Genomic DNA, 23,692 nt, shown 5'->3' on the forward strand with positions numbered 1-23,692 from the left:
CGTCGGCAAGATGCAACCGCCGAATAAGCGCCCAATCCTCCACTGTGATCACCCACCCAATCGTTTGGAACAGGTGGCTCAGTTTTCAACCGTCACAATGGCTCACTTTTCGACCGTCACCGACAAACCGCCTGCGATTGGCTCGCGTCGCGTCATGAGTATTCGGATCCTCCACTGCCTACACGATTGTCTATCGCGTCCCGAATTGCACGGCTTCCTGTCCGGAGATGTTGCGGCCCTCATCCGCGATGCGGCGTTCTGCGCTTAGCTCGATCGTTCGGGCGAGGAGGAGGTAGGCAATAGCTGATGCTGCGAGACCGACAAAAAGCGCAAGATCTGCCTCAGCGAGCGCCTGTGCGACCGGTCCCACATACCAGGCGGTAACGGCAAAGGGTGCCATGGCGAGGATGCCAATTCCATAGGCTGTCATACCTCGCCAACCCCAGTTGCCGTAGATGCCGTTGGGCTTGAAGATCTCCCCGATGGCGTAATGTCCGCGCCGGACAAAGTAGTAGTCGACAAGGTTGACCGAGGTCCATGGCACCAGGACGTAGAGGAGGATAACGAGGAAGCTGCCGAAGTTGGCGAGGAATTCCCCCGTGCTAAGAAGCGAGCCGATAAAGGCGGCCACCGCGATGATAGTACAGGCGATGATACGAACTGCGCGGGTTGGTTGGATGGGCTTTATAGAGTCAGCTGCCGTGATGAGTTCCATGGCCGCTGCATAGATGTTGACGGTGATGACGCTCACCAAACCTGGAAGTGCGGCAATGAGCAGCCAGTAGCCGGACCCTGGAAGTATCTGGTCAGCGGCGTCCCGTACGCCTTCCAAGGGCGCGGTTCCTTGAAACACTGCGGCGATGAATGCGCCGAGGACCATCAGCCACGCCGCGCCCACGAACACCCCGCCATAGGTGTAAGCTAACGCCTTCCCGGGCTTGGTTTCCGGTGGAAGGTAGCGCGAGTAGTCAGAAACGTAGGGAGCCCATCCAAGGGCGTACGCTGCCGAGGCACCAAACTGTACAAGGAAGGGTGCCCAATCGAAACCCGCGAGCGAGAGTTGGTTGCCTTCCAGAGGAATAGCTATTGCGGCGGCGACTGTGAAAAGACCGAAAGTTAGAAGGAAAAGCAGGGTCAGCCACTTCTGGGTTTTATGAATCCAGTGGTAACCAAATACTGCAAGAACCAGGGCCAGGGTGCTGATGATGAAGTACCAGAGCGGGGTCATTGCTATACCGGTTGTCATGGTGAGAACTTCGGCGGCCAGCATCTGGTTGAACATGTTGAAGCCGACGAGGCTGAACACCACGACAGCACAGATAAGTGCAACACCGCGGAAGCCGAACTGCGCCCGGGACTGAATCATTTGCGGGAGACCCAACTGAGGTCCCTGAGCAGAGTGGAACGCGGTGAATACCGTCCCTACTGCAACGCCCAAAATGATAGCCAGAAGCGACGTCAGGAACGAAGCTCCCAGTGCTGCACCGATCATGCCGGTTGCCAAGGTGGTGACGTTGGCGTTGGACATGAACCATAGAGGAAATAGGCTCCAGGGTTTTCCAGTGCGCTCAGTGAGGGGCACCCAGTCGATTGAGCGCTTTTCGATCAACTCTGGTGGTGAAGCAGGCTCCTGTGGTGCCCTAGTCGATCCGCTCATAGTTTTCCTCCGGGATAGTGCGGCTTACGCCTCAGGTGGCTGGTAGTTGCGGTTGCATTGAGACTAGGAGGTGACCACCTATCGCACAAGACGATATTTCCTTGTGTCAGGCATAGGAAGAGCCTATGTTCAATCTGCGGCGGCCCGACTGGTCATCACCATCTCGGTAGCCAAACGAATTAGCTCCGACGTCACTGGAGACAGTGCCGCGTCTTCGCGCGTTATCACTGCGATTGTGTCGTAGAGCGGCTCACGGAATGGCACAGTGAGGATGTGCTCCGGAAAGATGGTGCTGGCCGTTACCGCGCGGGACACGATGGTGTCCCCTACGCCACGAGCTACCAGCGCGAGGGCAGATTCCACATTCTCCACCTCGATCATCGGCTCCAAACGAACGCCAGCGAGCTGCGCGCGCTCGGCTAATTGGCGACGTGTTGGATCGTCCCATCCATAATGCGCGTCATAGAGAATCAGGGGCGCTTCCATGATGGCCTCAACAGTCATCGGTTTCGCCGCGCGCGCAGGGTCCGTGGTTGCCCATACCACTTCATCACGTAAAAGTGGAGTCACGGCAAGTCCGTCATCAGTGATGGGGAGGACGACTAGGCCCGCTTCAAGTTGCCCGGAGCGCACGCCTTCGGCCACCTCGACAGAGTTTTGACCGACCAGGCGTGTCCGAACACCCGGACGTTCAGAATGAAATCGCACAGCAAGATCGGAGAGGAAGTAATAAGAGGCGTTACGCAGCACTCCAACGGAAGCCACCCCTCCCTTCATTCCACGAAAGGCGTTCAGCGATTGTTCAGCGCCGTCTGCTCCATCTACGGTCCTGCGAGCCCAGGGCAGTAACTCCCTTCCCGCCGATGTAAGCACCAAGCTCCTGCCACCACGCATGAAGAGTTGCAGGCCGCTTTCGGCTTCAAGCTTGCGGACCAGTTCGGAGACTGTCGGCTGGGTGGTTCCTAATGCAGCGGCAGCAGCGGTGAAAGATTCCAGAGTTGCGGCGAGTAAAAAGGCCCGGAGCTGGGTAAGAGTCATAGCCTAAGGCTATCCCTTGGATAGTTCCTATAGCCCTTGTGGGCGGTAAGCGCACATGCGTACGATCACGGCATGCTATTCACACCCTCAGTTCTGGAGAATCTCCGCGGCAATTACCGGCACCTCAAGGAACCCTTGATCGATGCGCCCGCCGCTCAACGTGATCCCGTCGTAGTCGAAACTGTGTCATCTATGCTGCGCAACATAGAGGCCGGCGGCATGGACGCCGTTCTGGATTATGCCCGCAAACTCGATGGATGGGACGGTGGGGATTTCGAGCTGACCGGAAGCGACATCAGCTCCAGCGGATCCCGGCTTCCTTTAGACCTTCGGGTTGCAATAGAACTCGGGGCGGAGCGAACCCAATCATTTGCAGAGGTTCAGCGGAGACACCTAGTCGATTTCGAAACCGAGGTTGTGCCGGGCGTTAAGGCTGGTGTTCGCTACATTCCGGTCTCCCGCGTAGGGGCTTATTTGCCCGCTGGCCGGTTCCCACTTACAGCGAGCGCCTTCATGACTGTTGGAGTAGCGAAGATTGCTGGCGTACCGACTGTTCTTTCGTGTACGCCACCCCAGCCGAACGGTCGCGCGAACGATGCCGTGCTGTACGCTGCGCACCTTTCTGGAGTTGACCGTGTCTTTGTTTTAGGCGGAGTGCAGGCTTTGGCCGCGATGGCGTTCGGGCTACTCGGCGATCTCCCGGTCGACATGCTGGTAGGCGCAGGAAACGCGTACGTGGCTGAAGCCAAGCGTCAGCTATTTGGTACTGCGGCAATTGACCTGCTCGCCGGACCTTCGGAAGTGGCTGTCATTGCCGACGAGACGGCCGACCCGGTTCTGGTCGCAGCAGACCTGCTCGGCCAGGCAGAACACGGTCCCAACTCTCCTGCAGCTTTGGTGACCACATCCGCGGACCTGGGACATGAAGTCATAGAGGAAGTTGGTCGCCAGCTTCTGACACTGGAGACCGCGGAGATTGCCGGCGCGGCGTGGCGTGATTATGGTTCTGTGACTGTCGCAGCCAACCGCGAGGTGGCAGTCGCGCTCATGGACGATCTTGCGCCGGAGCATCTTGAGCTCCTCACCGGAGACAACGACTATTACCATTCGACATTGCGCAATTATGGTTCGCTTTTCATTGGCGAGTGGAGCACTGTTGCTTATTCTGACAAAGGAATGGCCGGGACAAATCATGTTCTGCCGACCGCCGGTGGTGCGAAACACTCCGCCGGGCTCTCGGTATCCCGGTTCCTGAAGCCTCTCACCTACCAGCGTGTGGAACGGGACGCGACCCCCAGTCTCGCCGACGCGGTCGCAGTAATCTCTGGCTCCGAAGGAATGATGGCCCATCTCGCTACAGCGTCCTTGCGCTTGCAAAGGTTGAATCCGGTTACAGAAACTACTCCGGGGGTGACCGTGAAGTGAGCTTGGAAGATCCTGTTCGCTCCGCTGCTTACGGTGTCCCGCGGGTCGTGTCGGTCCGAGCACATGAGCTGGCGCCGATAGCTGGACAGCTCGAAGAGAACCTCGCCATGATCGAGAACGCTATCCAACAAGCTGTAGAGGATAGGGTGCAGCTGCTGGTGTTGCCGGAACTCGCAACAAGCGGGTACTACCTTGAAGCCGTCGAAGCTGAACGATGCGCGCTGGGAGCCGATCATCCCCTGTTCGATCGTTGGGCAGCGAGACTCAGATCCGAAATGGTGTTGATTGTCGGTTTCTGTGAGCAGGGAGACGGTGAACTATTCAACAGCGCCGCAGTTATCACTCAGGCAGGCGTGCAGGATGTGTACCGCAAAACACACTTATGGGATGCGGAGAAGTCGATCTTTTCTGTTGGAGAACACCCGCCGCCAGTCGTTCCCACCCCGGTTGGCGCAGTCGGAGTCCTCATCTGTTATGACCTTGAATTTCCGGAGATGCCACGATCTCTCGCCCTCAGAGGTGCTGAAATTACCGCTGTACCGACGAATTGGCCTTTGATACCTCGTCCGGCCGGTGAACACGCGCCCGAAGTGATTCAGGGTATGGCGGCAGCGAGGGCGTCCGCGATGGCGATTGTTTGCTGCGATCGCAGAGGAACGGAGAGAGGACACCGCTGGACGCAAGGTACGGCAGTAATCGGTACCGACGGTTGGCTTAATGGGAGCACAGACGAGTTCGGCAGACTGGACGCGGTCATTGACATTGCAGCAGACCGTGCCCGGATAGGGCCACACAATGATTCGGTACACGATCGGCGGCCCGACCTTTATATGTAAGGTGGGTCAACGCATCGCTTATCAGGGCTTCGCGGCGTGGTGCGAGGGCCTGCCGGCCCTCCGTCTCTTAGCCTTGAACCATGAGCTCGGCAGGAGGTACAGGCAGCAGCCGGGTGAGAAGGCCCCACGGGAAACCGAGCCCCCGGGTGTACAAGCGGCGCCGTCAACTGGTCGCGTTGCTCGCCCTCCTACTCATCGGTGGCCTCATATGGGCAGGCATCGCCATCGCGGGTATGTTTCGCGGTGATGGGACACCTGCTCCGGCCGTGGCCGCTCCCACAAGCGCTGCTCCTGATCCGTCTGCTCCCTCCACAGCAAGCGCGTCGGCGTCCCCGACACCGTCGGCAACTCCCACAGAGCCGGTGTGCAACCCGGCCTCCATCGAGGTCACCGGCAGCACCGACGCCGAGACCTACGCGGCTGATCAGTCCCCGGTTCTCTCCCTGACGGTCAGCAACACGGGCGACGCGCCCTGTCCCGTGAACGTTGGGACGTCACAGATGGAGTTCCTTATCACCAGTGGCGATGACCGGATCTTCTCCTCCCGCGACTGCCAGGAAGGCGCCGAGGACCTCGAGGTGACTATCGAGCCCGGAGAGTCGGAGACAGCACGGTTCACGTGGGAACGGATTCGAAGCGCGCCCGAGTGCACCGAGGTGGACGTTGTGCCGGGACCGGGCCAGTACGCGTTCCAGACACGCCTTGGTGAGCGCACCAGTGACGACGTCGCATTCACGCTCGAGTAGACGCTCGCACGGTCCACACAAGAGAGCGGCCTTTTTACATGAAGCGATCGAGGAGGCTGGTCTCCGCGATCCTGGAGAGGCCTTCCCGGACCGTCCGCGCCCGCTGCTCGCCGATACCGTCCACCGCCATGAGGTCATCGATGTTGGCGGCCATTAGGTTCTGCAGCCCGTCGAAGTGATCCACCAGCCGGTTGGCAACGGTGGGCGGGACGGCCTTGATGCCGGATAGCAGCCGGAAACCCTTGGGTTGCACGACGGCGTCGAGTGAGTCCGCGGACGGATTGAACCCGAGCACGCTCGCGATGGTCCCGAGGTCGATGAGGTCGGTGGAGCTGAACCCCTGAAGGCGTGCCAGCTGATCCTCGACCGGCGTGGTGCTGCCGCCCAGCCCGGAGTAGTCGCGGAGCACCATCTCGCTGCCCGGACCCAGGCCGGTGGTGAGCTCCTCAACCTGGAGTGAGAGGAGGCGGCCGTCGATGCCGAGCTCAAGAACGTACTGCGAGATTTCCTCGGAGATCCGCCGTACCATTTCCTGGCGCTGCAGGGTGACTGCGACGTCGCGGACGGTGACCATGGCTTCAATTTCCAGCGCGGATAGAGACCCGGTGACCTGGTCGAGCCGGGCACGGTAGCGCTCGAGGGTGGCGAGCGCCTGGTTGGCACGAGCCAGTACCGGCTCGGATCCCTCAAGCACGTGACGGAGGCCGTCGACGTAGAGCGCGATGATCTGCATGGATTGGCTCACCGAGATCACGGGGACGCCGGTCTGGATGGCAACGCGTTCAGCCGTCCGGTGTCGGGTTCCCGATTCCTGCGTCTCGATACGATGGTCCGGCACCAGCTGCACGCCGGCGCGCAGGATTTTGCTCGCATCGCGGTCGCAGACGATCGCGCCGTCCATTTTTGCGAGCTCGCGCAGGCGCGTCGGTGAGAAGTCGATCCCGATGTCGAAGCCACCCGAACAGATTGAATCCACTGTGCGGTCAAAGCCAAGGACAATCAGGGCGCCGGTGCGGCCGCGCAGGATCCGCTCAAGGCCGTCGCGCAACTGCGTACCCGGCGCCACCCGCGCCAGGGTTGCCTTCAGCGCGTCCTCCGGACTGCGTACCATCTCACTCCCTCTTCCTGCTGGACAGGCAAATGCACGGCCCGGCAGTTCCTAATCCTATGGGAGCACGCATCCGCTTGACGGCCCAGTTCCTGCTCAAAAGCGTAACGTTCGGCGCAGTTCAACCCATCTACGACGCCGCAGGTGCCGTGGATGGGTCAGAAGAGCAGTTCCAGGGCCTCGGTGAGGGTGCTGATCTGCTTCACAGTGAAGCCTGCGGGAACCTTGCCGGGCCCGTTCGGCGATTCCGGTACGACGGCGTGGGTGAACCCAAGGCGTTCGGCCTCCTGGATGCGCCGCGAGATACCGGGGACGGGCCGCACCTCACCGGCGAGACCCACTTCCCCGAACGCAATCATGCGGGAGGGGAGCGCCTGGTTGGTCTTGGCCGACGCGATGGCGAGGGCAACCGAGAGATCCGTTGCCGGCTCGGTCAGTTTCACCCCGCCGACCGTGGCCACGTAACTGTCATCCTTATGGAGCTGCAGCGACGCGCGGCGCTGCAGGACGGCGAGGAGCATTGAAACCCTTGAGCCGTCCAAACCGCTGGTTGCGCGACGGGGCTGGGCGTTCGCCGACTCGGCCAGCAGTGCCTGAACCTCAGCCAGCAGCGGCCGTCGGCCTTCGAGGGTCACCGTGATGCAGGTGCCTGACACAGGCTCCTTGGTACGGGAGACAAACAGGCCGCTCGGATCAGCGAGCCCTTCAATGCCGGTATCAGTCAGGTCGAAGCAGCCGACCTCGTCAGTGGGACCGTAACGGTTCTTCACCGCGCGCATCAGGCGGAGACGCGAGTGCCTCTCACCTTCGAACTGGCACACTACGTCCACCAGGTGCTCCAGCAGGCGTGGGCCCGCGATTGAACCGTCCTTGGTGACGTGCCCCACCAGCAGCGTGGTCATCCCGCGGGTTTTCGCCGCGTTGATCAGTGAGGCAGCCACCTCCCGTACCTGCGTGACGCCGCCGGCGCTCCCATCGACGTCCGGGCTGCTGAGCGTCTGCACCGAGTCCACGATCAGCAGTGCAGGATCGACCTTCTCAACCTGGCCGAGTGCCTGGCTGAGGTCCGACTCCGCCGTGAGGTACAGCGTGTCCGCGAGGGCGCCGATGCGTTCAGCACGCAGCTTCACCTGGGCGGAGGATTCTTCACCGGTGACGTAAAGGACGGTTCGTCCCAGCCGTGCGACCCGCGCCGCGACATCGAGCAGCAGCGTGGACTTGCCGACGCCGGGTTCACCGGCCACCAGGATTACGGCGCCCGGGACGAGCCCACCGCCAAGGACCCTGTCCAGTTCACCGATTTCGGTGGGCTGGAAGGAGGCGGTGGTGGCGTCTACATCGGCAATCCGGAGGGCCGGGTGCGCAACGGTAGTGGCCGCCGTCGTGCGCGCTACGCCCGCGGCGGCAGTCTCTTCCACCGTTCCCCAGGCCTGGCACTCACCGCACCTGCCGACCCACTTGGCGGTACTCCAGCCGCACTCGCCGCAGCGGTAGGCGGGGGATTGCGTGCGCGAGCGGGAGGTCTTTGTTGCCATGCCTCAAACGTACTCGGTGCTTCTGACAGTCTTGATGAGGCTCACAGTTTCGGCAGATACCCGGCGGCGTCCTCATGGGACAGCCCGGTGGCCTCGAGCAGGTCGACGACGAGCGGCCGATACAGGATGACCAGCCCCTCACCCTCGAGACGCTCCACGTTGAGCCGTGTCGGATGCAGCACCGTGGCCACGGCCGCCAGGTCCTCGCGCGCCCTGCGCAGATGTTGGTCCCGTTCGGCTGTGGAGGACGAATGCAGGGCGAGCGCCAGAACATCCACGGCGTCTGCAGTATCCTCAATCACCTGCGAGAGGGACTGCACCGCATCATCCGAGAGCGCGGCATGGTTGATGACCGAGGTAAGACGCCGTGAGAACACCCGGCTGTTGCGGATTGCCAGATCGATGTAGCCGATCGACCCCCTGAGCTCGCCAATCTCGCCGCGGTGCCTCCGATACGCCGGGGACATACGTGCAACCTCCGCGGCCGCGCGCATTGAACCGGACAGGCCGTCCATAAGCGGCTGGCAGTTGCGCGCCCGGACCAGTGCATGCCACGCCTGCGTCGGGTCGCTCGCGGACAGCGCCCGTGCGTTCTCCCGGAGCACCCCCGAGAGTTCCCCGAGAAGCTTCCGTACATCGCCCTTGGGTTCTCGGCGCGGGTCCCGGGGTATTGCCATGGTGATCAACAGGGCGAAGACACCACCGACAATGGCGTCCGCGCTCCGCGTGAACGGCCCGCCTTCCGGCGGGGGCAGAAGCACAACCAGGAGAGACTGAAGGGCCAGCTGCGTGGTGAAGATGGTCCCGCTGTCCAGGAACCGGGCGAGCAGTACGGACAGAAAAAGCACGACGGCGGCCTGCCACAGCCCTGTGCCGAGCGCCGCCAACAGCACGTCGCCCACGGCGATGCCCAGCGTGCAGCCGAAGCCCACCTCGAGCACCCGGCGCAAACGGGGATCACGGGAGAATCCCAGCGCGATGAGGGCTGAGGTGGCAGCGAAGAGCGGGCCCTCATGTCCGAGCACCTGCTCGGCGAAGGCGTACGCACCCACTGCGCCGACGGTGATCTGCATGGCGGGAAACAGCGACGAGCGGCTGCGCCGCAGCCCGACCCGGGATCGGTTGCGCACAAAGGAACGTGCGCGGTCCAGTCGGGATCCCCGGGTCATACGCCTGACCTTACCGCCGGGAGCGGTGAGTGAGGGTGAAGCTGGTCAGGTGGCCGGCTGTCCGCGTACGAACGGCGGCCAGCGGCGCAACGAGCAGGAGCGAGCCGGCGGCAAGCTCCATGAATTCCTCCAGATGGGAAAGCACAAGCAGTACCGGCGCCGGCGCGCCAAGGCGCGTGAGCTCGCCTGCCACAAACTCAAGCCCGACGGCGGCGAACAGCAGGGTCGCCACACCCAGCACGATCAACCGGGTTGATTTCTCCGGCAGGTAGCGGGCGCTGATAATCGCCAGCACGAGGACGACAACAGCGATCACGATGCCGAGGACCAGCCAGACCAACGTGAAATCAGTAACGTCGACGAACTGCAGGACGAGTGCGTCCATCCGTTCGTGCAGTCCGGTGCCCTCATCCAGGCAGAAGAGCAACACCAGCCCTCCCAGGATCCACCAGGCAGCGGATCCCTTGATCTTCTGGTGTTGGGCCAGCACTGCAACGAACAGGAGGCTGGTGGTCGCTGCGGCGAGCTGTGCAACGGACCACCAGGAGGGGAGGTTCCCTTCCTGGTTCACATCGACGTACACGCTGAAGAGCGTTTCGCCCCTCGGCTGGCCGGTCAGCAGGGGAGCGACGAAGCTCAGGGTGACAACCAGCACGTGCACGATGCCGAGACCGAACAGCAGGCGGCGCCACCTGAGCGCATGGCCTGGGTGGTCAGCGGAAAAGCCTTCGTTCTCGGCGAGGCCGCCGTCGGAGCTGCTTTCGATGGTCATGGGTACCACGCTAATCGCTGTGACAAGGAGAAAGATCAGAGCTAAATAACGCATTCATTCCAAAGCACAAGAGTTGCATGGCGAATAGGGGCAAGAATCCTTCCTCCGTTCACCTTCTGTTCACTTTGACCGGTCAGTCTCGTTACCTGCGGTGCCTAGCGTGAGGTGCGTACCGAATCTCGTACAGACAACGCGGGTGCCCTCTGAGCACCGACTGTTAAACCCTGGAAGGGGCAATATTCAAGTGAAGGCTCTTCGCTTTGGCCGCGCTGCGGCAGTAATCTCTGTGGCCGCTCTGGCCCTCACGGCGTGTGGCTCTGACAGCGCCGTTAGCCCAGGATCTGAAGGCGGCTCGAGCTCCGCTACCGAAAGCACCGTTTCCGGCACTCTGACCGGTGCCGGTTCCTCCGCCCAGAACGCAGCCATGACCGCATGGAAGACCGGCTTTGAACAGGCCAATCCTGAAGCTACCATTCAGTACTCCCCGGACGGTTCCGGTGCCGGTCGCGAAGCTTTCCTCGCAGAGGGCGTGCAATTCGCCGGTTCAGACGCCTACCTGGATGACGAGGAGTATGAGGCGTCCAAGGAGGTTTGCGGCCCCGACGGTGCCATCAACGTCCCCGCATACGTCTCTCCGATCGCTGTCGCGTTCAACCTTCCTGAGATCAAGGAATTGAACCTCGACGCCGCCACCATCGCCGCCATCTTCAAGGGCGAGATCAAGAACTGGAACGACGAAGCCATCGCATCGCAGAATGAGGGCGTGGAACTGCCCGACCTGCCGATCACGGTTGTTCACCGCGCCGATGACTCCGGTACCACTGAGAACTTCGTTGAGTACCTCTCGGCAGCCGCACCTGACGCCTGGACCTATGAGGTCTCCGGAGACTGGCCTGCCGAGATCGTCGCCGAAAACGCTCAGGGTACTAACGGCGTCGTCTCCACCACCTCTTCCACCGAAGGCGCGATCACCTACACGGACGCATCCGCCGTCGGTGACCTGGGACAGGCACTGGTCAAGGTTGGCGAAGAGTACGTAGCGCTGAGCGCGGATGCCGCGTCACGCGCCGTCGAGGTTGCAGAGCCGGTTGAAGGACGCAGCGAAGTAGACATGTCCCTCGACCTCAAGCGCGATACCACTGAGTCGGGTGCATACCCGATCGTGCTTGTCTCCTACCACCTCTACTGCAGCGCCTATGAGGACCAGGAGACCGTAGACCTGGTCAAGGCTTTCGCAAGCTACGCAGTCAGTGAGGAAGGCCAGACGACGGCCGAGTCCTCCGCCGGCAACGCGCCTATCTCGGAGACCCTCCGCGAGCAGGCAATGGAAGCGATTGACACCATTCAGGTTGCTTCCTAACAAGTCAACGACGCCCCGCCAGGCCGAGAGGCCCTGGCGGGGCTGTTGGCTGTCTGTGCCCCGACGGGGTTGCAGGTACCTTGTATAAGCGGGGCAGTTGCGCGAGCACTGTCCCAGACGATCCCCGCGAAGCGCCGAAAGGTCCCCCGTGTCCACGAATGCAGTGAAACGAGCAGGTGGTGCAGGTCAATCCGGAGACAAAATATTCTCCGGGGCCAGCCTCGCCGCAGGCTGCCTGATCCTGGCGGCGCTATTCAGCGTTGCAGTCTTCCTGATCGTTGAGGCTCTTCCGGTCTTCCGCGCCGACCCGGCCGACATCTCCGGCGGGGAAGGTTTCTTTACCTACATCTTCCCGATCGTCATCGGGACGGTCATCGCGGCGGCCATTGCCCTGTTGATTGCCACCCCGCTCGGTATCGGCGTCGCCCTGTTCATTTCCCATTACGCTCCGCGGCGCTTCGCCCAGGGACTCGGCTATGTGATCGACCTGCTCGCGGCTATCCCGTCAGTGGTCTACGGAGCGTGGGGTTACGCGGTCCTCGCACCGCAGATGGCTATCGCCTACGACTGGCTCGCGCGCAACGCCGGCTGGATCCCGATTTTCGAGGGACCCGCGAGCCAGACCGGACGCACCATGCTCACCGCTGGCGTCGTACTTTCAGTCATGGTCCTCCCCATCATCACGTCACTGAGCCGGGAAATCTTCCTCCAGACGCCGAAGCTGCACGAAGAAGCAGCGCTCGCCATGGGCGCCACACGCTGGGAAATGATCACCATGGCGGTACTGCCGTTCGCCCGCCCCGGAATCATCAGTGCAGCAATGCTCGGCCTCGGCCGCGCTCTCGGCGAAACCATGGCCGTGGCCCTGGTGCTTTCCGGCGGCGCGCTCACCGCCAGCCTGATTCAATCCGGAAACCAGACAATCGCGGCCGAAATTGCGCTCAACTTCCCCGAGGCATTTGGGCTGCGTCTGGCCGAACTGATCGCCGCCGGCCTGGTTCTCTTCCTCATCACCCTTGCCGTCAACATCGTTGCACGGTGGATCATCAGCCGGCACAAAGAATTCTCAGGGGCTAACTAATGGCGAATGCCACCTTGACTCCGCGTCGCTCCCAACTGACCAAGGGCAAGATGCCCACCCACACCCTCTGGGCGGTGTTGGCAGCGTCGGTCGTAGTTGGTGCTGCGCTGGCCGCGCTGGTCGGTTTCGGCCTGGTGCCGTGGGCCCTCTTCAGCGCACTCCTCTTCATCGTGGCCGGGACGGCTGTCACCGGCGTCGTGGAGGGGTCCCGCAAAGCCCGGAACCGACTGGCCATGTTCCTGATCTACGGATCCTTCCTGGTGGCTCTTCTGCCGTTGCTCTCGGTTATCTGGACTGTTCTGGAACGTGGATTCCCCGGGCTGACCTACAACTTCCTGTTCACGTCGATGAACGGTGTCACCGGCGCGATCGACAACCAGACCGTTGCAGAAGGATCGCCGGTTCTCGGCGGCGCCTACCATGCCATTGTCGGAACCCTCCAGATCACCCTGTGGGCAACCCTCATCTCCGTGCCGATCGGGCTGTTGGCGGCCATATACCTTGTGGAGTACTCCACGGGTGGGAAACTGGCACGCGCCATCACCTTCTTCGTTGACGTGATGACCGGTATCCCGTCCATCGTCGCCGGTCTCTTCGCCGCGGCGCTGTTCGGCCAGCTGTTCGGGCCGGGAACACGTACCGGTTTTGTTGCCGCCGTCGCTCTGTCAGTACTGATGATCCCGGTTGTTGTGCGCTCCACCGAGGAGATGCTCAAGATCGTCCCGAACGAGCTCCGGGAAGCCGCCTACGCGCTCGGCGTGAGGAAGTGGCGCACAATCACACGCGTAGTGATCCCGACAGCGATCTCCGGCATTGCGTCCGGCGTCACCCTGGCCATCGCCCGCGTAATCGGCGAAACCGCGCCCATCCTCGTAACCGCCGGCTTTGCCAGCTCGATCAACTGGAACGTCTTCGGCGATTGGATGAGTACCCTGCCGACGTTCATCTACTACCAGATCCTGACGCCCACCTCGCCGACCGCCACTGACCCCAGCACACAGCGTGCCTGGGCGGCGGCGCTGGTGCTGATCGTCATGGTCATGCTCCTGAACCTCGTGGCGCGCATGATCGCCCGCCTCTTCGCTCCCAAGACCAGCCGCTGACCCGCCGGCACAACCAGAAGGATCCCCATTGTCCAAGCGAATCGACGTCAAGGACCTCAACGTCTACTACAGCAAGTTCCTCGCTGTTGAAGACGTAAACATCAGCATCGACGCACGCTCCGTCACCGCGTTCATCGGCCCGTCCGGCTGCGGAAAGTCCACCTTCCTGCGGACCCTGAACCGTATGCACGAGGTTATCCCGGGTGCACGCGTTGAGGGTGAAGTGCTGCTCGACGGCGACAACCTGTACGACTCCGCAGTGGACCCTGTCACGGTCCGCAGCCAGATTGGTATGGTCTTCCAGCGCCCCAATCCGTTCCCCACCATGTCCATCCGCGACAACGTGCTGGCCGGCGTAAAGCTGAATGACAAGCGCATCTCAAAGTCGGACGCTGACGCTCTGGTCGAAAAGTCCCTGCGTGGCGCCAACCTGTGGAATGAAGTCAAGGACCGCCTTGCCCGTCCCGGTTCCGGCCTGTCCGGCGGCCAGCAGCAGCGCCTCTGCATTGCGCGTGCCATAGCGGTCTCTCCTGAGGTCATTCTCATGGACGAGCCCTGCTCTGCACTTGACCCGATCTCCACCCTCGCCATTGAGGACCTCATCAATGAGCTCAAGAACGAGTACACCGTGGTGATCGTTACCCACAACATGCAGCAGGCGGCGCGGGTTTCCGACAAGACTGCTTTCTTCAACATTGCGGGCACCGGCAAGCCCGGCAAGCTGATCGAGTACGGCGAGACCACCGACATCTTCAACATGCCCTCCCAGAAGGCAACCGAGGATTACGTCTCCGGCCGCTTCGGATAAAGACCGTGCCTAGAGCAGCGGACTCATCGCCAGATAGAGGATCGCCGCGAGCAGCGCGGTGACGGGCGCCGTCGTAATCCAGACCAGCAGTACGGACCGCAACACGCGGCCGCGAACCGTGGCGTAGCGTTGATTGGCGCCGGCGCCCACAATCGCCGAGGTCATGGTGTGCGTGCTGGAGAGCGGCATGTGCAGCGACAATGAGCCCACGAACAGCATCACGGCGCTGACTCCCTGGGCGGTCATGCCGCGCAGGGGGTCGATGCGCACCAGCCGGTTGGACAGCGTGTGGGTGATTCGCCAACCTCCCAGCAGAGAACCTCCCGCCAGGAGCACTGCGGCGAAAACCTGGACCCACAGCGGAATGCCGCTCCCGGAATACACGCCGGCTCCCACCAGCGCGAGAACGATCACGACCATGGTCCGTTGGCCGTCCTGCAGTCCGTGGCCAAGCGCAAACGCGGCTGTCAGGACAGCCTGCGCCATCCGGTTACCGTCGTTGACCTTCCGCGGTGAGTTGTGTCGCTGCAGCCATGTCGCAGGAAAGACGACGACGTACGCCAGCAGGTAGGCGATCAGCGGCGAGAGCAGCAGCGGCAGCGCGATGTCCAGCAGGAACACCCGGCCGGAACCCGCGATGGATTCGCCTCCGAGCACGGCCGCGGCTCCGCCCGCCCCAGCCAGCGCACCGATGAGCGCATGCGTGGACGACGACGGCTTGCCTCGGTACCAGGTGAAGATTCCCCACGCGCACGCCGACAGCAGAGCGGCCAGGAGAATGCCGAGGCCGCTCAGACCACGGGGAAGATCGATGCTGTCACCGGTGAAGAGCGTGGCAAGACTGGCACTCATCAGCGCACCGACGAGGTTGAACAGCGCTGCGAGCAGGACGGCGACGGTTGGCGTCAGGGCCCGGGTCCGGACGGACGTGGCGATGGAATTGGAGACATCGTGGAAACCGTTGATGAAGGCAAAACCGCCGGCGAACAGAATTACGGCACCGAGGAGGAAGACCTCCACCTACGATTCCTTGACGACGATGGCACCGACGTGAGTTGCGACCTTGCGGATGTCCTTGGTGACGTCGACGAGTTGGTTTGCCACGTCACGGTGCCGGGCATAGACAAGGGGCTTGTGGTCCGCGAGCAGCTCCGAGCACCAGATTCTGTGGGTACGTTCGGCGCGTTTGGCGAGGCGCAAAATTTCAATCCAATAGTCCTCGAGATCGTCGAGGGAGTTCAGCTGCCGCATCGCTTCGGCGGTCAGTTCCGCCTGGCGCGTGATTACCTCCAGTTGCTCGGATGCGCGGCGGCTGAGCTTGTTCAGCTTGTAGAGGGCAATCAATTCCGCGGCGCCGTCGAGCTTTTCCATTGCTTCGCTCAGAAGGCGTGACATGGCATAGAGGTCTTCGCGGGGCAGCGGGTTGATGAAGCTGGTGCGCATTGAGGTCAGCAGGGCGAAATGCAGGTCGGTGGACGTGCCTTCGTACTGATGGAGCTCTTCGGCCAGCTGGTCGTAATCCTGACGAGCAGCTCCGAGGATGCCCGACATGCTGCGGACTCCGAGGACCAGTTGCTGGGCCATGCTGGAGAGCAGTTCCAGTCCTGCGTTCTCCTGCGGGAAGAGGTGGAGCTTCACTAAAGTCACCTAGGGTCGCACGGACGGTTGCCACCTAAGAATACCTGTGCCGCGCTTAGGTGACCGGTGCTGTGCAACCGGCCACCTAAGGGCACAAAAGTGGCGCCGAACCGGGAGCGCCTCTCGGCGGAAGGCCGCTCGAAGCGGCTAAATGTTGAAGCCCGGGGGTTCCACGGTCCGACACCAGTTTCAGTCTGCTACTGACCCGCCTGCATGTCAACGACATGACGACGGCGGTGGGCCGCCAAGGAGAATTGGTCAGCAGTTTGCCCTGCTCACAGCGAATTGATCGCGTCTGCGATCGCCTCGGGGTGGTCCTCGGGCGTGAAGTGTTTTCCGCCCGGTATGCGCACAAGTTCGGTGCCGAGGTCCGCGGCAAGTTTTTCGCCATAGCGAACCTTCTGGAACCTGTCCGCAGCGCCCCAGACCACGCGTGAGGGAAGGCCCAGGCGTGGTATCTCCCGTGCAATATCGAGGGTGTCCTGGACATCAAGCGCCCGGATCTGGCGCATCATGCTTCGCGCGGCGCCCTGGGTCAGGTAGGGAGGCCAGTGCTGGGCGATCGCTTCCCGGGCCTGCTGGAGGTCGTCGTGCGCCCGGTGGAAAAGCTGCGCTAATGCCGGGTAAAGAAGGGCATGAGGCAGATGTGACAGCGGCCCGGCAACCTTTTGCATCGCCTTGACGCTCGGTATGGGCCAGGAATCGTAAGCCACCGCATTTGTCAGCACGAGACCGGAGAACGTACTGGGCCGGCGTACAGCCGCGATCTGCGCCACGCCGCCCCCGAGATCGTGGCCCACCAGGATGGGCTTGGCATCGAGCTGCAACGAATCGCTCCAGTCGAGCAGGTAGCCGGCCTGCGCTTTGAGGCTTAGGTCTCGATCCTGGCCCTCCCGGATGCTGGTGCCGTAGCCGGGCATCTCCCAGGCGAGAGTGCGGCCCTGGACGAGCGGCATCACACGCCGCCAGAGACGGGGCGAAGTTGGAATCCCATGAATCAGGACCACCGGCTTTCCGCTGCCATGTTCAAGCCAACGGACCGTGCTCCCGTTTACTGTGCCGGCCTTTTCTTCCATGGCGGAACCCTTCCAGATAGACGTCGTGAGGCTCATGGTGTTTGTGCTCAAGGGGTCAGCCTGCGCTGACTCGTTATCAGGAGGTCCGTTTGGCGATGATCCTCAGCCGGTCGGGGTCTCTCACCGTGATTCGTCCGCGGCTTTGCCGGATCAGTCCCTCGGTGGCGAATTCAGCCATGGTCTTGCTCGTCGCTTCACGGGTTGCTCCCAGCAGGCCGGCCAGCTGCTCGTGAGTGATCCGGATTGCCGGAGGCTGGCCGAGCTTGCCGGGGCGTGCCGATTCGGCAAGCGTGAGCAGCGTTTTCGCGGTGCGTGCTGACAAGGGGCGGAGCGCGAGGTCCGTGAGTCTTTCCTCAAGCCGGGCCACCTGCTCACCCAGTAGCCGGGAGATTCGGACGGCAATCCGCGGGTCGGCGACGAGGTGCCGTTCGACGTCGTCCACCGTGAGTTGGCAGATGACGGATTCCTCGATCGCTTCGGCATAGTTGTCGTACATGCGCTGGCCGACCAGCAGCATCTCACCGAAAACGGCGCCCTGCTCGAGGATCGCCATGGTCAGGGCTTTGCCGTCCTCGGTGATCCGGAAGATCCGGACTCTACCTGACTTCAGGACAAACAGGGCAGTGACCGGTTGCGACTGGGAGAAGACGAGCTCACCTGCCGAGAACCGCCGTTCCGGCACCATGAGTTGCATCGCCTCCAGTTCCGCCGGACTGAGGTCGGCGAAAAGGTCGACTTCCCGCAGACAGGTGAATTCAGAAGGTCCTGTTGTCAAAGAGTCTGTCTCCCGTCTCTGAGGGGACCAGGGTTGGTCTCCGCCCTTTGGCGCCTGGGCGAGGCCAGGCGCACACGTGCTGGCTGTCTCGGTCACCATGGGATCGCCCTCCTGAAGACTATTTCCCCGTTGTCGAACACGCTACGGACGTTCGGCGAGCGTGTTCTGCAATCCAGGACACACTCACCGGGAGCTGCCCTTGCGCGCGGCCGTCATACAGGCACCGCCCACCCGCCGGCACCGTGCGTGATCACGCCTGTGCGGTCACCGGGACGCACCGGCGGTGCGCCGACGACTTCGACGGCGATGCTGTCACCACCGTCTCGGACCTCGGCACCCATCCGGACCAGGACCAGGGTGTGGGCGCCCATCGACTTCACTTCCGTCACTGTGCCTTCGGCGGCTCCCCCACCTGCAGGGGTAAGGCGCAGGGCTTCCTGCCGGATAACAAGGAGCCCGGGGCCGTTTGGTGCCTCCGGCTGAACCTTGATACGGCCGAGGCCGGACTCGTGGTATCCGCCGGCCACGGTGCCCGGGACCTCGTTGAGTCCGCCCAGAATGCGGTTGACCGCCCGGGTAGAAGGCTCATAGTGCACCTGTGCTACCGCGCCGTGCTGCAGGATCCTGCCCTCGTCCAGTACCGCGATCGTGTCCGCCAATATGGAAGCTTCCCGCCGATCGTGTGTGACCAGGACGATCGTCGGTTCGAGTTGGGAGCGAATCTTCGCAAGGAGAGCGTACATGTCCTCCCGGAGGCGGAAGTCGAGGGAACTGAAAGGCTCATCGAGCAGGAGGATGCGGGGATTCCTCGCCAGGGCGCGTGCCAAGGAAACCCTTTGTTCCTGGCCACCCGAGAGTTGGCCCGGCATTCGCTTGGCGAAGCTCTCAAGCTGGACGAGTTCAAGGAATGCCAGGGCTTCTGAACGCGCCGTCTTTTTGGGCAGACCGGCCATCTTCCCTGCGAATGCAACATTGTCGAGCACCGTCAGATACGGAAAGAGCAGCGGCTTCTGAAACACCAGGGAGAGTTCCCTCCCTTCTGCCGGCACACCCTCAAGATCCTGCCCATCCACCAGAACGCATCCGGATGAGGGTCTATCCAGGCCTGCCGCAATGCGCAGCAGGGTGGATTTCCCGCTCCCCGAGGCACCCAGCAGGGCAACGCACCGCCGGGCGGGAATTTCGAGGGAGACGTCCCGGAGAACTTCCCCGTCACCGAAATGCCGGGACACTTCGTGGAAGGTCAGGCTTGAACTCATCCCACGGTCCTTCCACGGAAGCTGGAACCCGCGAGCAGAGCCAGCAGGATCAAGGGCGGTCCTATCATCGCAAGCGAAAGAGCAGCAGTCACTTGCTCGTTCCCGGTGGCCGATGCCGCAGAGCCGAGCAGGAGGGGCAGCGTCACAACCTGTCCGCCGCCCACCAGCACCGTAGTGATGTAGTCACCCCATCCAACGAGGAAGGCAAGGAACCCTGCGCGCGCAGTGGCCCGGGCAAGCAGCGGGATTCGTACCTGTGTGACTACCTGCCTCATGGGAGCGCCGAGGGTTCGGGCCACCTCCTCAAAGCGATCATCGTAGGTAGCCAGCGCGGCGCGGAACATGAAGACGGTGTAGGGGAGGGCGGTTACCGTCAATACGAGGACCACGGACGGAAAGGTCGGCACGCGCGCGCTGAGCAGCACGACATTCGCCCCCATCACCAGCGCGAATGGTGGAATGGCAAGCGGTGCCAGGAGGATGATCTCGATGGGTCGGGCGACCGCTGGCCTGAGCCGCCGAAGACCAAGGGCAGCCAGTGCCCCGAGCGGCGTGGCGGTCACCGCGACACTCGCACCCAGGGCCAGCGACGCCGCACCGGCTGCAAGGGTTTCTCCCGCCCACAGTGCCCGTACGCCCTCGGCAGAGAAGGTGGCCGGAAGAACATTCGGTGCCCTCCACTGCCCGGCAACGGACCACAGCCCGAGGGGCACGACCGGCAGCGCGATCCAAACGAGGAGAATGGCGCCCAGCAGCGTATGCACGCCTGTACTGGGACTGAACCGGCGCTGCCGTGGTCCGGCACCTACACGGTGCGCGGCCGTCATCGCAACCCCCTCAGACGTCGAAGCACCAGGAGCCCGAGGACAATCGCAGCGAGCCCTGCCAGGACAGAAGCCAGGGCAGTGGCCATCGCCTGCGGCCGGGCCTCGAGGTTGATGGCGCCGAACAGCCGGACCGCTCGTACCGGCAGTGGTTCCGGCGCAATGGGACCAAGGAGCCAGGGCGCCTCATAGGATCCGAGCGTGTAGACAAAGACCACGAGAGCGGAGATCGCCAGCGAGGGCGCAGCCAGCGGCAGAACGACATGGACCATCCGTTGCCGGGCGGACGCGCCGAGGTTGGCCGCCGCTTCGCAGAGTTGGCCGGCCGAGCCCGCTATGCTCCCCGCCACCACGAGGGCGACGAAGGCCGATTCCTTCCATGCGAACTCCAGGATCACGGCACCAAACCAGGCGTCCCCAACCAGCCGGGGGAACCCATCGGGCAAGCCGAACAACCGGGCGAGGAAACCGGCGTCGGACAGCAGCAACCCCGTCGCCCCCGATGCAACCAGATGCGGGATGGGTACCGAAGCCGCGCTCAGCGCCCCGATTACCCGGCCACGCCACCCTGCTGAGAGCACGTAGGCGGCGATCAGGAATCCCACAATCACCGACAGCACAGTGGAGGCGGCAGCAATATAGAGGGAAAGTCCCGTGGCAGCGATGAGTTCACCATCAGCGGTCCATGCCTCGGTGCTGAACTCGGGTTGGCCGACGAACGGCATCAGCCCGAAGCTCTGCAGGAGGGCTGCCACCAGCGCACCCATCACTACCAGGACCACCGGGATGACCGCTGGGGCGACGGTCAGCAATGCCCTGCGCTGTGTGTCCATCAACCTCCGGCGACGGACCGGCGCCAGGCCTCATCAAGCGCCGGTACCCAGTCGGAACCGAGTTCGGAGTGAGCGTTGCGCGAGAGTTCCTCATATGCGGGAACGACGGGAGACTCAGGCAGGACGGTGAAGAGTTCCTGCTGTTCCGGTTCAAGTCGGCCGACGTCGAGCACTGTGAATTGTCCCCAGATGTCGGGGTCTGCTTTTGCAGCCTGCTGGGCGGGGGACAGGGCCAGATTAGCGACCGCCATGGCGCCGGCCGCGTCTGTGGCATTCACCGGGATGGCGAGGAAGCTGGCGTTACCCACCGTGCCCTCCGCCAGAGGCAGGACTTTGGTGGACTCGGGGAGGGCTCCGGAGGCCACCAGCTCAGAGAGCCGGGCCGGACCGTAGGTCATACCGAAATCCACCTGGCCCTCATTGAACAGCTTGTTTAGTGCCTGCTCATCCCGCGGGTAGGTTGCCCCTTCGCGCCAAAGCGAGGGTTCAAGGTCCGCGAGTGTCTCAAGAGCAGCCGGTGCATGCTCATCGAAAAGGTCCTCACTGTAGGACAGTGGAACCTCTCCAGCCCCGCCGGCTGCGGAAATCATCACTTCGCGCAGGAACACACTGCCCGTGAAGTCCGGAGGCGCGGGATAGGTAAAGCGCCCGGGGTGGGCCTCCGCCCAGTCGAGGAGCCCGGCCAGACTCGTGGGCGGCTCGGACACGGCATCGGCGTTGTAGAAGTAGGTGAACTGAGCCTTGTGCCAGGGCGCTTCGCAGCCATCCACGGGGGTACCGAAGTCGTTCGCAAGGAGGGGATCATCCGGATCGGTGTAGGCCATGTTCGGCAGCATCTCTGTCCATCCGCAGCGCCACGCCTCGGCTTGGCGGCCCGTGCTGAAGGTTGCGCCGTTGACCCACACGAGATCCACTGAGCCGTCATCCCGGCCGGCCTGCAGTTCGCTCAGTACGCGGTTCATTGCATCCGCAGTATCAGCGACGGGAACCCGGCGAAGAGTTATTCCCAGCTCCTCGGCCGCCGGAGCAAGCGTCTGGTCCACGTAGGCGTTGCCCTGTTCGTCTCCGCCGTACATCCAGAGGTCGACGGTCTGGCCTTCCGCGACTTCCAGCACTTCATCAAAACTTGAGAGTTCCCCGGCCGGTGCTGCCGCGGTATTCCCGCAGGAAGTCAGCACGAGCACCGACAATAGCGCCGACGGCCAGACCGGCAGACGGCGGGCAAGGACGGAATGGGGACTTCGGCGGGCCATTGTTTCCTTCAGGGGTGAGTGGTGTGGTCAAGTATGCTCGAGGCTTGCCTCAGCAGGGGAGGACAGGGTTGGACGGGCGGCAGGTGCAGTGACGGAGGACAACGGTCAGGGCAGCCGTTTCCCGGATGCCCTCAAACGCGTGCTGCTTCTCGTGGCATTCGTCGCTGTCATGACTGTGGTTGTGCTCCTTCTGCCGATTCCTCCCGTTGAAGAGCTGCGGGCGATGATCGATTCGGCCGGGTGGTGGGGGCCTGTCGGGTTTACGCTCGGCTACGCTGCTCTGACACTTGCGCCGGTTCCTAAAAGTGTCCTGTCCATTGCCGCAGGTGTTCTGTTCGGCTTCGGTGCCGGCATCGCCATCGTCTACCTTGCCGCCATGCTGGGGGCCACCGCGGCGTTCTGGCTTGGCCGTCACCTCGGGCGGGAAGCCGTCGAACGATTCACCGGCACCCGGGTCGCGAAGGTCGACGAGGTGCTGCGGCGCCGCGGATTCGCGGCAGTGGTCGGCGTGCGCTTGGTGCCCGTCCTGCCGTTCACGGCCATCAACTACTCTGCCGGGCTTACTTCCGTTGGCTGGTGGCCGTACTTCCTGGGGACGGCACTCGGGATCCTGCCCGGGACGGTCAGTTTCCTCGCCCTCGGAGCGTACGGTCTCGAGCTGGGTTGGCAGGCCCAGGCAGCAGCTGCAGGGCTGGGAGTCCTGACCATCGCCGGGGCGGTCTACGCGATCAGGTCGCGGCGGAAGGACCGGGGCTCCGATGTTTGATTCCCGGCTCCGCCCGCTGATTGCGCCGCTGCTGGATTCGGCTGCGGGACGGCTCGACGTCCCCTGGATCACGCCCAACCGCCTGACGTCGCTGAACCTCGTGCTGGGCCTTCTCAGTGCCGCACTTTCTGCGGGGCAGCTCTGGATACCAGCCCTCATGGCGTGGCTCCTGTGCCGCCTCGCGGACGGACTCGACGGACCGTTGGCCCGGCGCAGGTTCGAGCGGACTCCGGCATCAGACCGGACGGATGCCGGGCAGGGCGGCTTCTGGGACATCTCAGCAGACTTCATTGTCTACGGCGCAACCGTTGTCGGCGTGGCAATCGGCGCAACAGCTGCGTACGACGCCGCGTGGCTTCCGTTCCTGCTGGTTCTGTTCGCGTACTACATCAACGGCAGCGTCTTCCTTGCGTTTTCTTCCATCGCGGAGCGAAGCGGCAGACAGATCGACGACGGGCGCTCGCTCTCGTTCCTCGGTGGACTCGCTGAGGGCGCGGAAACGGTGCTCGTGCACAGCCTGTGGCTGATCTTTCCCGCCTTTGCCGGCCAGATAGCGCTCGTGTGGGCGCTGGTGGTGTCGGTGAGCGCCGCCCAGCGCGTAGTCGCCGGCTTCCGGGCGCTTCGCTGACC

General features: G+C 63.0%; 23 protein-coding genes. 9 read left to right on the top strand and 14 right to left on the bottom strand.

Annotation, left to right across the window (positions count from 1 at the left end):
• Positions 1-190: 190 nt before the first annotated feature.
• Both AC4D1W_RS06860 and AC4D1W_RS06865 read right to left on the bottom strand, forming a co-directional pair.
• Positions 191-1,657, bottom strand: a complete 1,467-nt coding sequence (locus AC4D1W_RS06860) for a purine-cytosine permease family protein (protein ID WP_490898229.1) — start codon at positions 1,655-1,657, stop codon at positions 191-193.
• Between the two features lie 129 nt (positions 1,658-1,786).
• Positions 1,787-2,695: a LysR family transcriptional regulator gene (locus AC4D1W_RS06865; RefSeq protein ID WP_490891162.1), complete on the bottom strand. Its 909-nt coding sequence runs from the start codon at positions 2,693-2,695 to the stop codon at positions 1,787-1,789.
• A 72-nt stretch (positions 2,696-2,767) separates the two neighbouring features.
• On the opposite strand from AC4D1W_RS06865, the gene hisD reads away from it, so the two are divergent.
• The 3 genes from hisD (at position 2,768) to AC4D1W_RS06880 (ending at position 5,702) form a co-directional block, all read left to right on the top strand.
• Positions 2,768-4,120 carry a histidinol dehydrogenase gene (hisD, locus tag AC4D1W_RS06870; protein WP_490898483.1) on the top strand — a complete coding sequence of 451 codons (1,353 nt, stop codon included), beginning with the start codon at positions 2,768-2,770 and terminating at the stop codon, positions 4,118-4,120.
• Positions 4,121-4,167: 47 nt separating this feature from the next.
• Positions 4,168-4,956, top strand: coding sequence for a nitrilase-related carbon-nitrogen hydrolase (locus AC4D1W_RS06875; RefSeq protein ID WP_490898484.1), 789 nt, complete (start codon positions 4,168-4,170; stop codon positions 4,954-4,956).
• 80 nt (positions 4,957-5,036) lie between these two features.
• Positions 5,037-5,702 carry a DUF4232 domain-containing protein gene (locus AC4D1W_RS06880; RefSeq protein WP_490898230.1) on the top strand — a complete coding sequence of 222 codons (666 nt, stop codon included), beginning with the start codon at positions 5,037-5,039 and terminating at the stop codon, positions 5,700-5,702.
• Between the two features lie 34 nt (positions 5,703-5,736).
• On the opposite strand, the gene disA is transcribed toward AC4D1W_RS06880, so the two are convergent.
• The 4 genes from disA to AC4D1W_RS06900 form a co-directional block, all read right to left on the bottom strand.
• Positions 5,737-6,813 carry a DNA integrity scanning diadenylate cyclase DisA gene (disA, locus tag AC4D1W_RS06885; protein WP_490891165.1) on the bottom strand — a complete coding sequence of 359 codons (1,077 nt, stop codon included), beginning with the start codon at positions 6,811-6,813 and terminating at the stop codon, positions 5,737-5,739.
• Between the two features lie 155 nt (positions 6,814-6,968).
• Positions 6,969-8,345 carry a DNA repair protein RadA gene (gene radA / locus AC4D1W_RS06890; RefSeq protein WP_490898231.1) on the bottom strand — a complete coding sequence of 459 codons (1,377 nt, stop codon included), beginning with the start codon at positions 8,343-8,345 and terminating at the stop codon, positions 6,969-6,971.
• A gap of 41 nt (positions 8,346-8,386) precedes the next feature.
• Positions 8,387-9,514, bottom strand: coding sequence for an FUSC family protein (locus tag AC4D1W_RS06895; RefSeq protein WP_490891167.1), 1,128 nt, complete (start codon positions 9,512-9,514; stop codon positions 8,387-8,389).
• A 10-nt stretch (positions 9,515-9,524) separates the two neighbouring features.
• Positions 9,525-10,286, bottom strand: a complete 762-nt coding sequence (locus tag AC4D1W_RS06900) for a DUF8692 domain-containing protein (protein WP_490891168.1) — start codon at positions 10,284-10,286, stop codon at positions 9,525-9,527.
• 244 nt (positions 10,287-10,530) lie between these two features.
• Here AC4D1W_RS06900 and pstS point away from each other — a divergent pair, with 244 nt between their 5' ends.
• The 4 genes from pstS to pstB all read left to right on the top strand — a co-directional run bounded on the left by pstS (position 10,531) and on the right by pstB (position 14,638).
• A complete protein-coding gene (gene pstS, locus AC4D1W_RS06905) occupies positions 10,531-11,646 on the top strand; it encodes a phosphate ABC transporter substrate-binding protein PstS (protein WP_490891169.1) in 1,116 nt (371 codons plus the stop codon).
• A 148-nt stretch (positions 11,647-11,794) separates the two neighbouring features.
• Complete coding sequence (pstC, locus tag AC4D1W_RS06910; protein WP_490891170.1) at positions 11,795-12,727, top strand: phosphate ABC transporter permease subunit PstC; 933 nt, start codon at positions 11,795-11,797, stop codon at positions 12,725-12,727.
• Positions 12,727-13,830: a phosphate ABC transporter permease PstA gene (gene pstA, locus AC4D1W_RS06915; RefSeq protein WP_490898232.1), complete on the top strand. Its 1,104-nt coding sequence runs from the start codon at positions 12,727-12,729 to the stop codon at positions 13,828-13,830. The genes pstC and pstA overlap by 1 nt, the downstream gene beginning before the upstream one ends.
• Positions 13,831-13,858: 28 nt before the next feature.
• Positions 13,859-14,638: a phosphate ABC transporter ATP-binding protein PstB gene (gene pstB, locus AC4D1W_RS06920; protein WP_490891172.1), complete on the top strand. Its 780-nt coding sequence runs from the start codon at positions 13,859-13,861 to the stop codon at positions 14,636-14,638.
• Between the two features lie 9 nt (positions 14,639-14,647).
• Here pstB and AC4D1W_RS06925 read toward each other — a convergent pair whose 3' ends face one another.
• The 8 genes from AC4D1W_RS06925 to AC4D1W_RS06960 form a co-directional block, all read right to left on the bottom strand.
• Positions 14,648-15,658 (bottom strand): inorganic phosphate transporter, encoded by a 1,011-nt coding sequence (locus tag AC4D1W_RS06925; RefSeq protein WP_490891173.1) that lies wholly within the window; start codon positions 15,656-15,658, stop codon positions 14,648-14,650.
• Positions 15,659-16,276 (bottom strand): DUF47 domain-containing protein, encoded by a 618-nt coding sequence (locus AC4D1W_RS06930; RefSeq protein WP_490891174.1) that lies wholly within the window; start codon positions 16,274-16,276, stop codon positions 15,659-15,661.
• Positions 16,277-16,551: 275 nt separating this feature from the next.
• Positions 16,552-17,403, bottom strand: a complete 852-nt coding sequence (locus AC4D1W_RS06935; protein ID WP_490898233.1) for an alpha/beta fold hydrolase — start codon at positions 17,401-17,403, stop codon at positions 16,552-16,554.
• A gap of 25 nt (positions 17,404-17,428) precedes the next feature.
• Positions 17,429-18,127, bottom strand: a complete 699-nt coding sequence (locus tag AC4D1W_RS06940) for a Crp/Fnr family transcriptional regulator (RefSeq protein ID WP_490898234.1) — start codon at positions 18,125-18,127, stop codon at positions 17,429-17,431.
• 212 nt (positions 18,128-18,339) lie between these two features.
• Entirely contained in the window at positions 18,340-19,386 is a 1,047-nt protein-coding gene (locus AC4D1W_RS06945; protein ID WP_490898235.1) for an ABC transporter ATP-binding protein, read from the bottom strand.
• Complete coding sequence (locus tag AC4D1W_RS06950) at positions 19,383-20,150, bottom strand: ABC transporter permease (protein WP_490898236.1); 768 nt, start codon at positions 20,148-20,150, stop codon at positions 19,383-19,385. The genes AC4D1W_RS06945 and AC4D1W_RS06950 overlap by 4 nt, the downstream gene beginning before the upstream one ends.
• A 59-nt stretch (positions 20,151-20,209) precedes the next feature.
• Entirely contained in the window at positions 20,210-21,043 is an 834-nt protein-coding gene (locus tag AC4D1W_RS06955; RefSeq protein WP_490898237.1) for an ABC transporter permease subunit, read from the bottom strand.
• Positions 21,043-22,296, bottom strand: a complete 1,254-nt coding sequence (locus AC4D1W_RS06960) for an ABC transporter substrate-binding protein (RefSeq protein WP_490898238.1) — start codon at positions 22,294-22,296, stop codon at positions 21,043-21,045. Before AC4D1W_RS06960 ends, AC4D1W_RS06955 begins: the two co-directional genes overlap by 1 nt.
• 88 nt (positions 22,297-22,384) lie before the next feature.
• Here AC4D1W_RS06960 and AC4D1W_RS06965 point away from each other — a divergent pair, with 88 nt between their 5' ends.
• A complete protein-coding gene (locus tag AC4D1W_RS06965) occupies positions 22,385-23,062 on the top strand; it encodes a TVP38/TMEM64 family protein (protein WP_490898239.1) in 678 nt (225 codons plus the stop codon).
• Positions 23,055-23,690 (top strand): CDP-alcohol phosphatidyltransferase family protein, encoded by a 636-nt coding sequence (locus AC4D1W_RS06970; RefSeq protein WP_490891184.1) that lies wholly within the window; start codon positions 23,055-23,057, stop codon positions 23,688-23,690. The genes AC4D1W_RS06965 and AC4D1W_RS06970 overlap by 8 nt, the downstream gene beginning before the upstream one ends.
• The last annotated feature ends 2 nt before the right edge of the window (positions 23,691-23,692 follow it).

Source organism: Arthrobacter sp. TJ-170 (assembly GCF_058269305.1).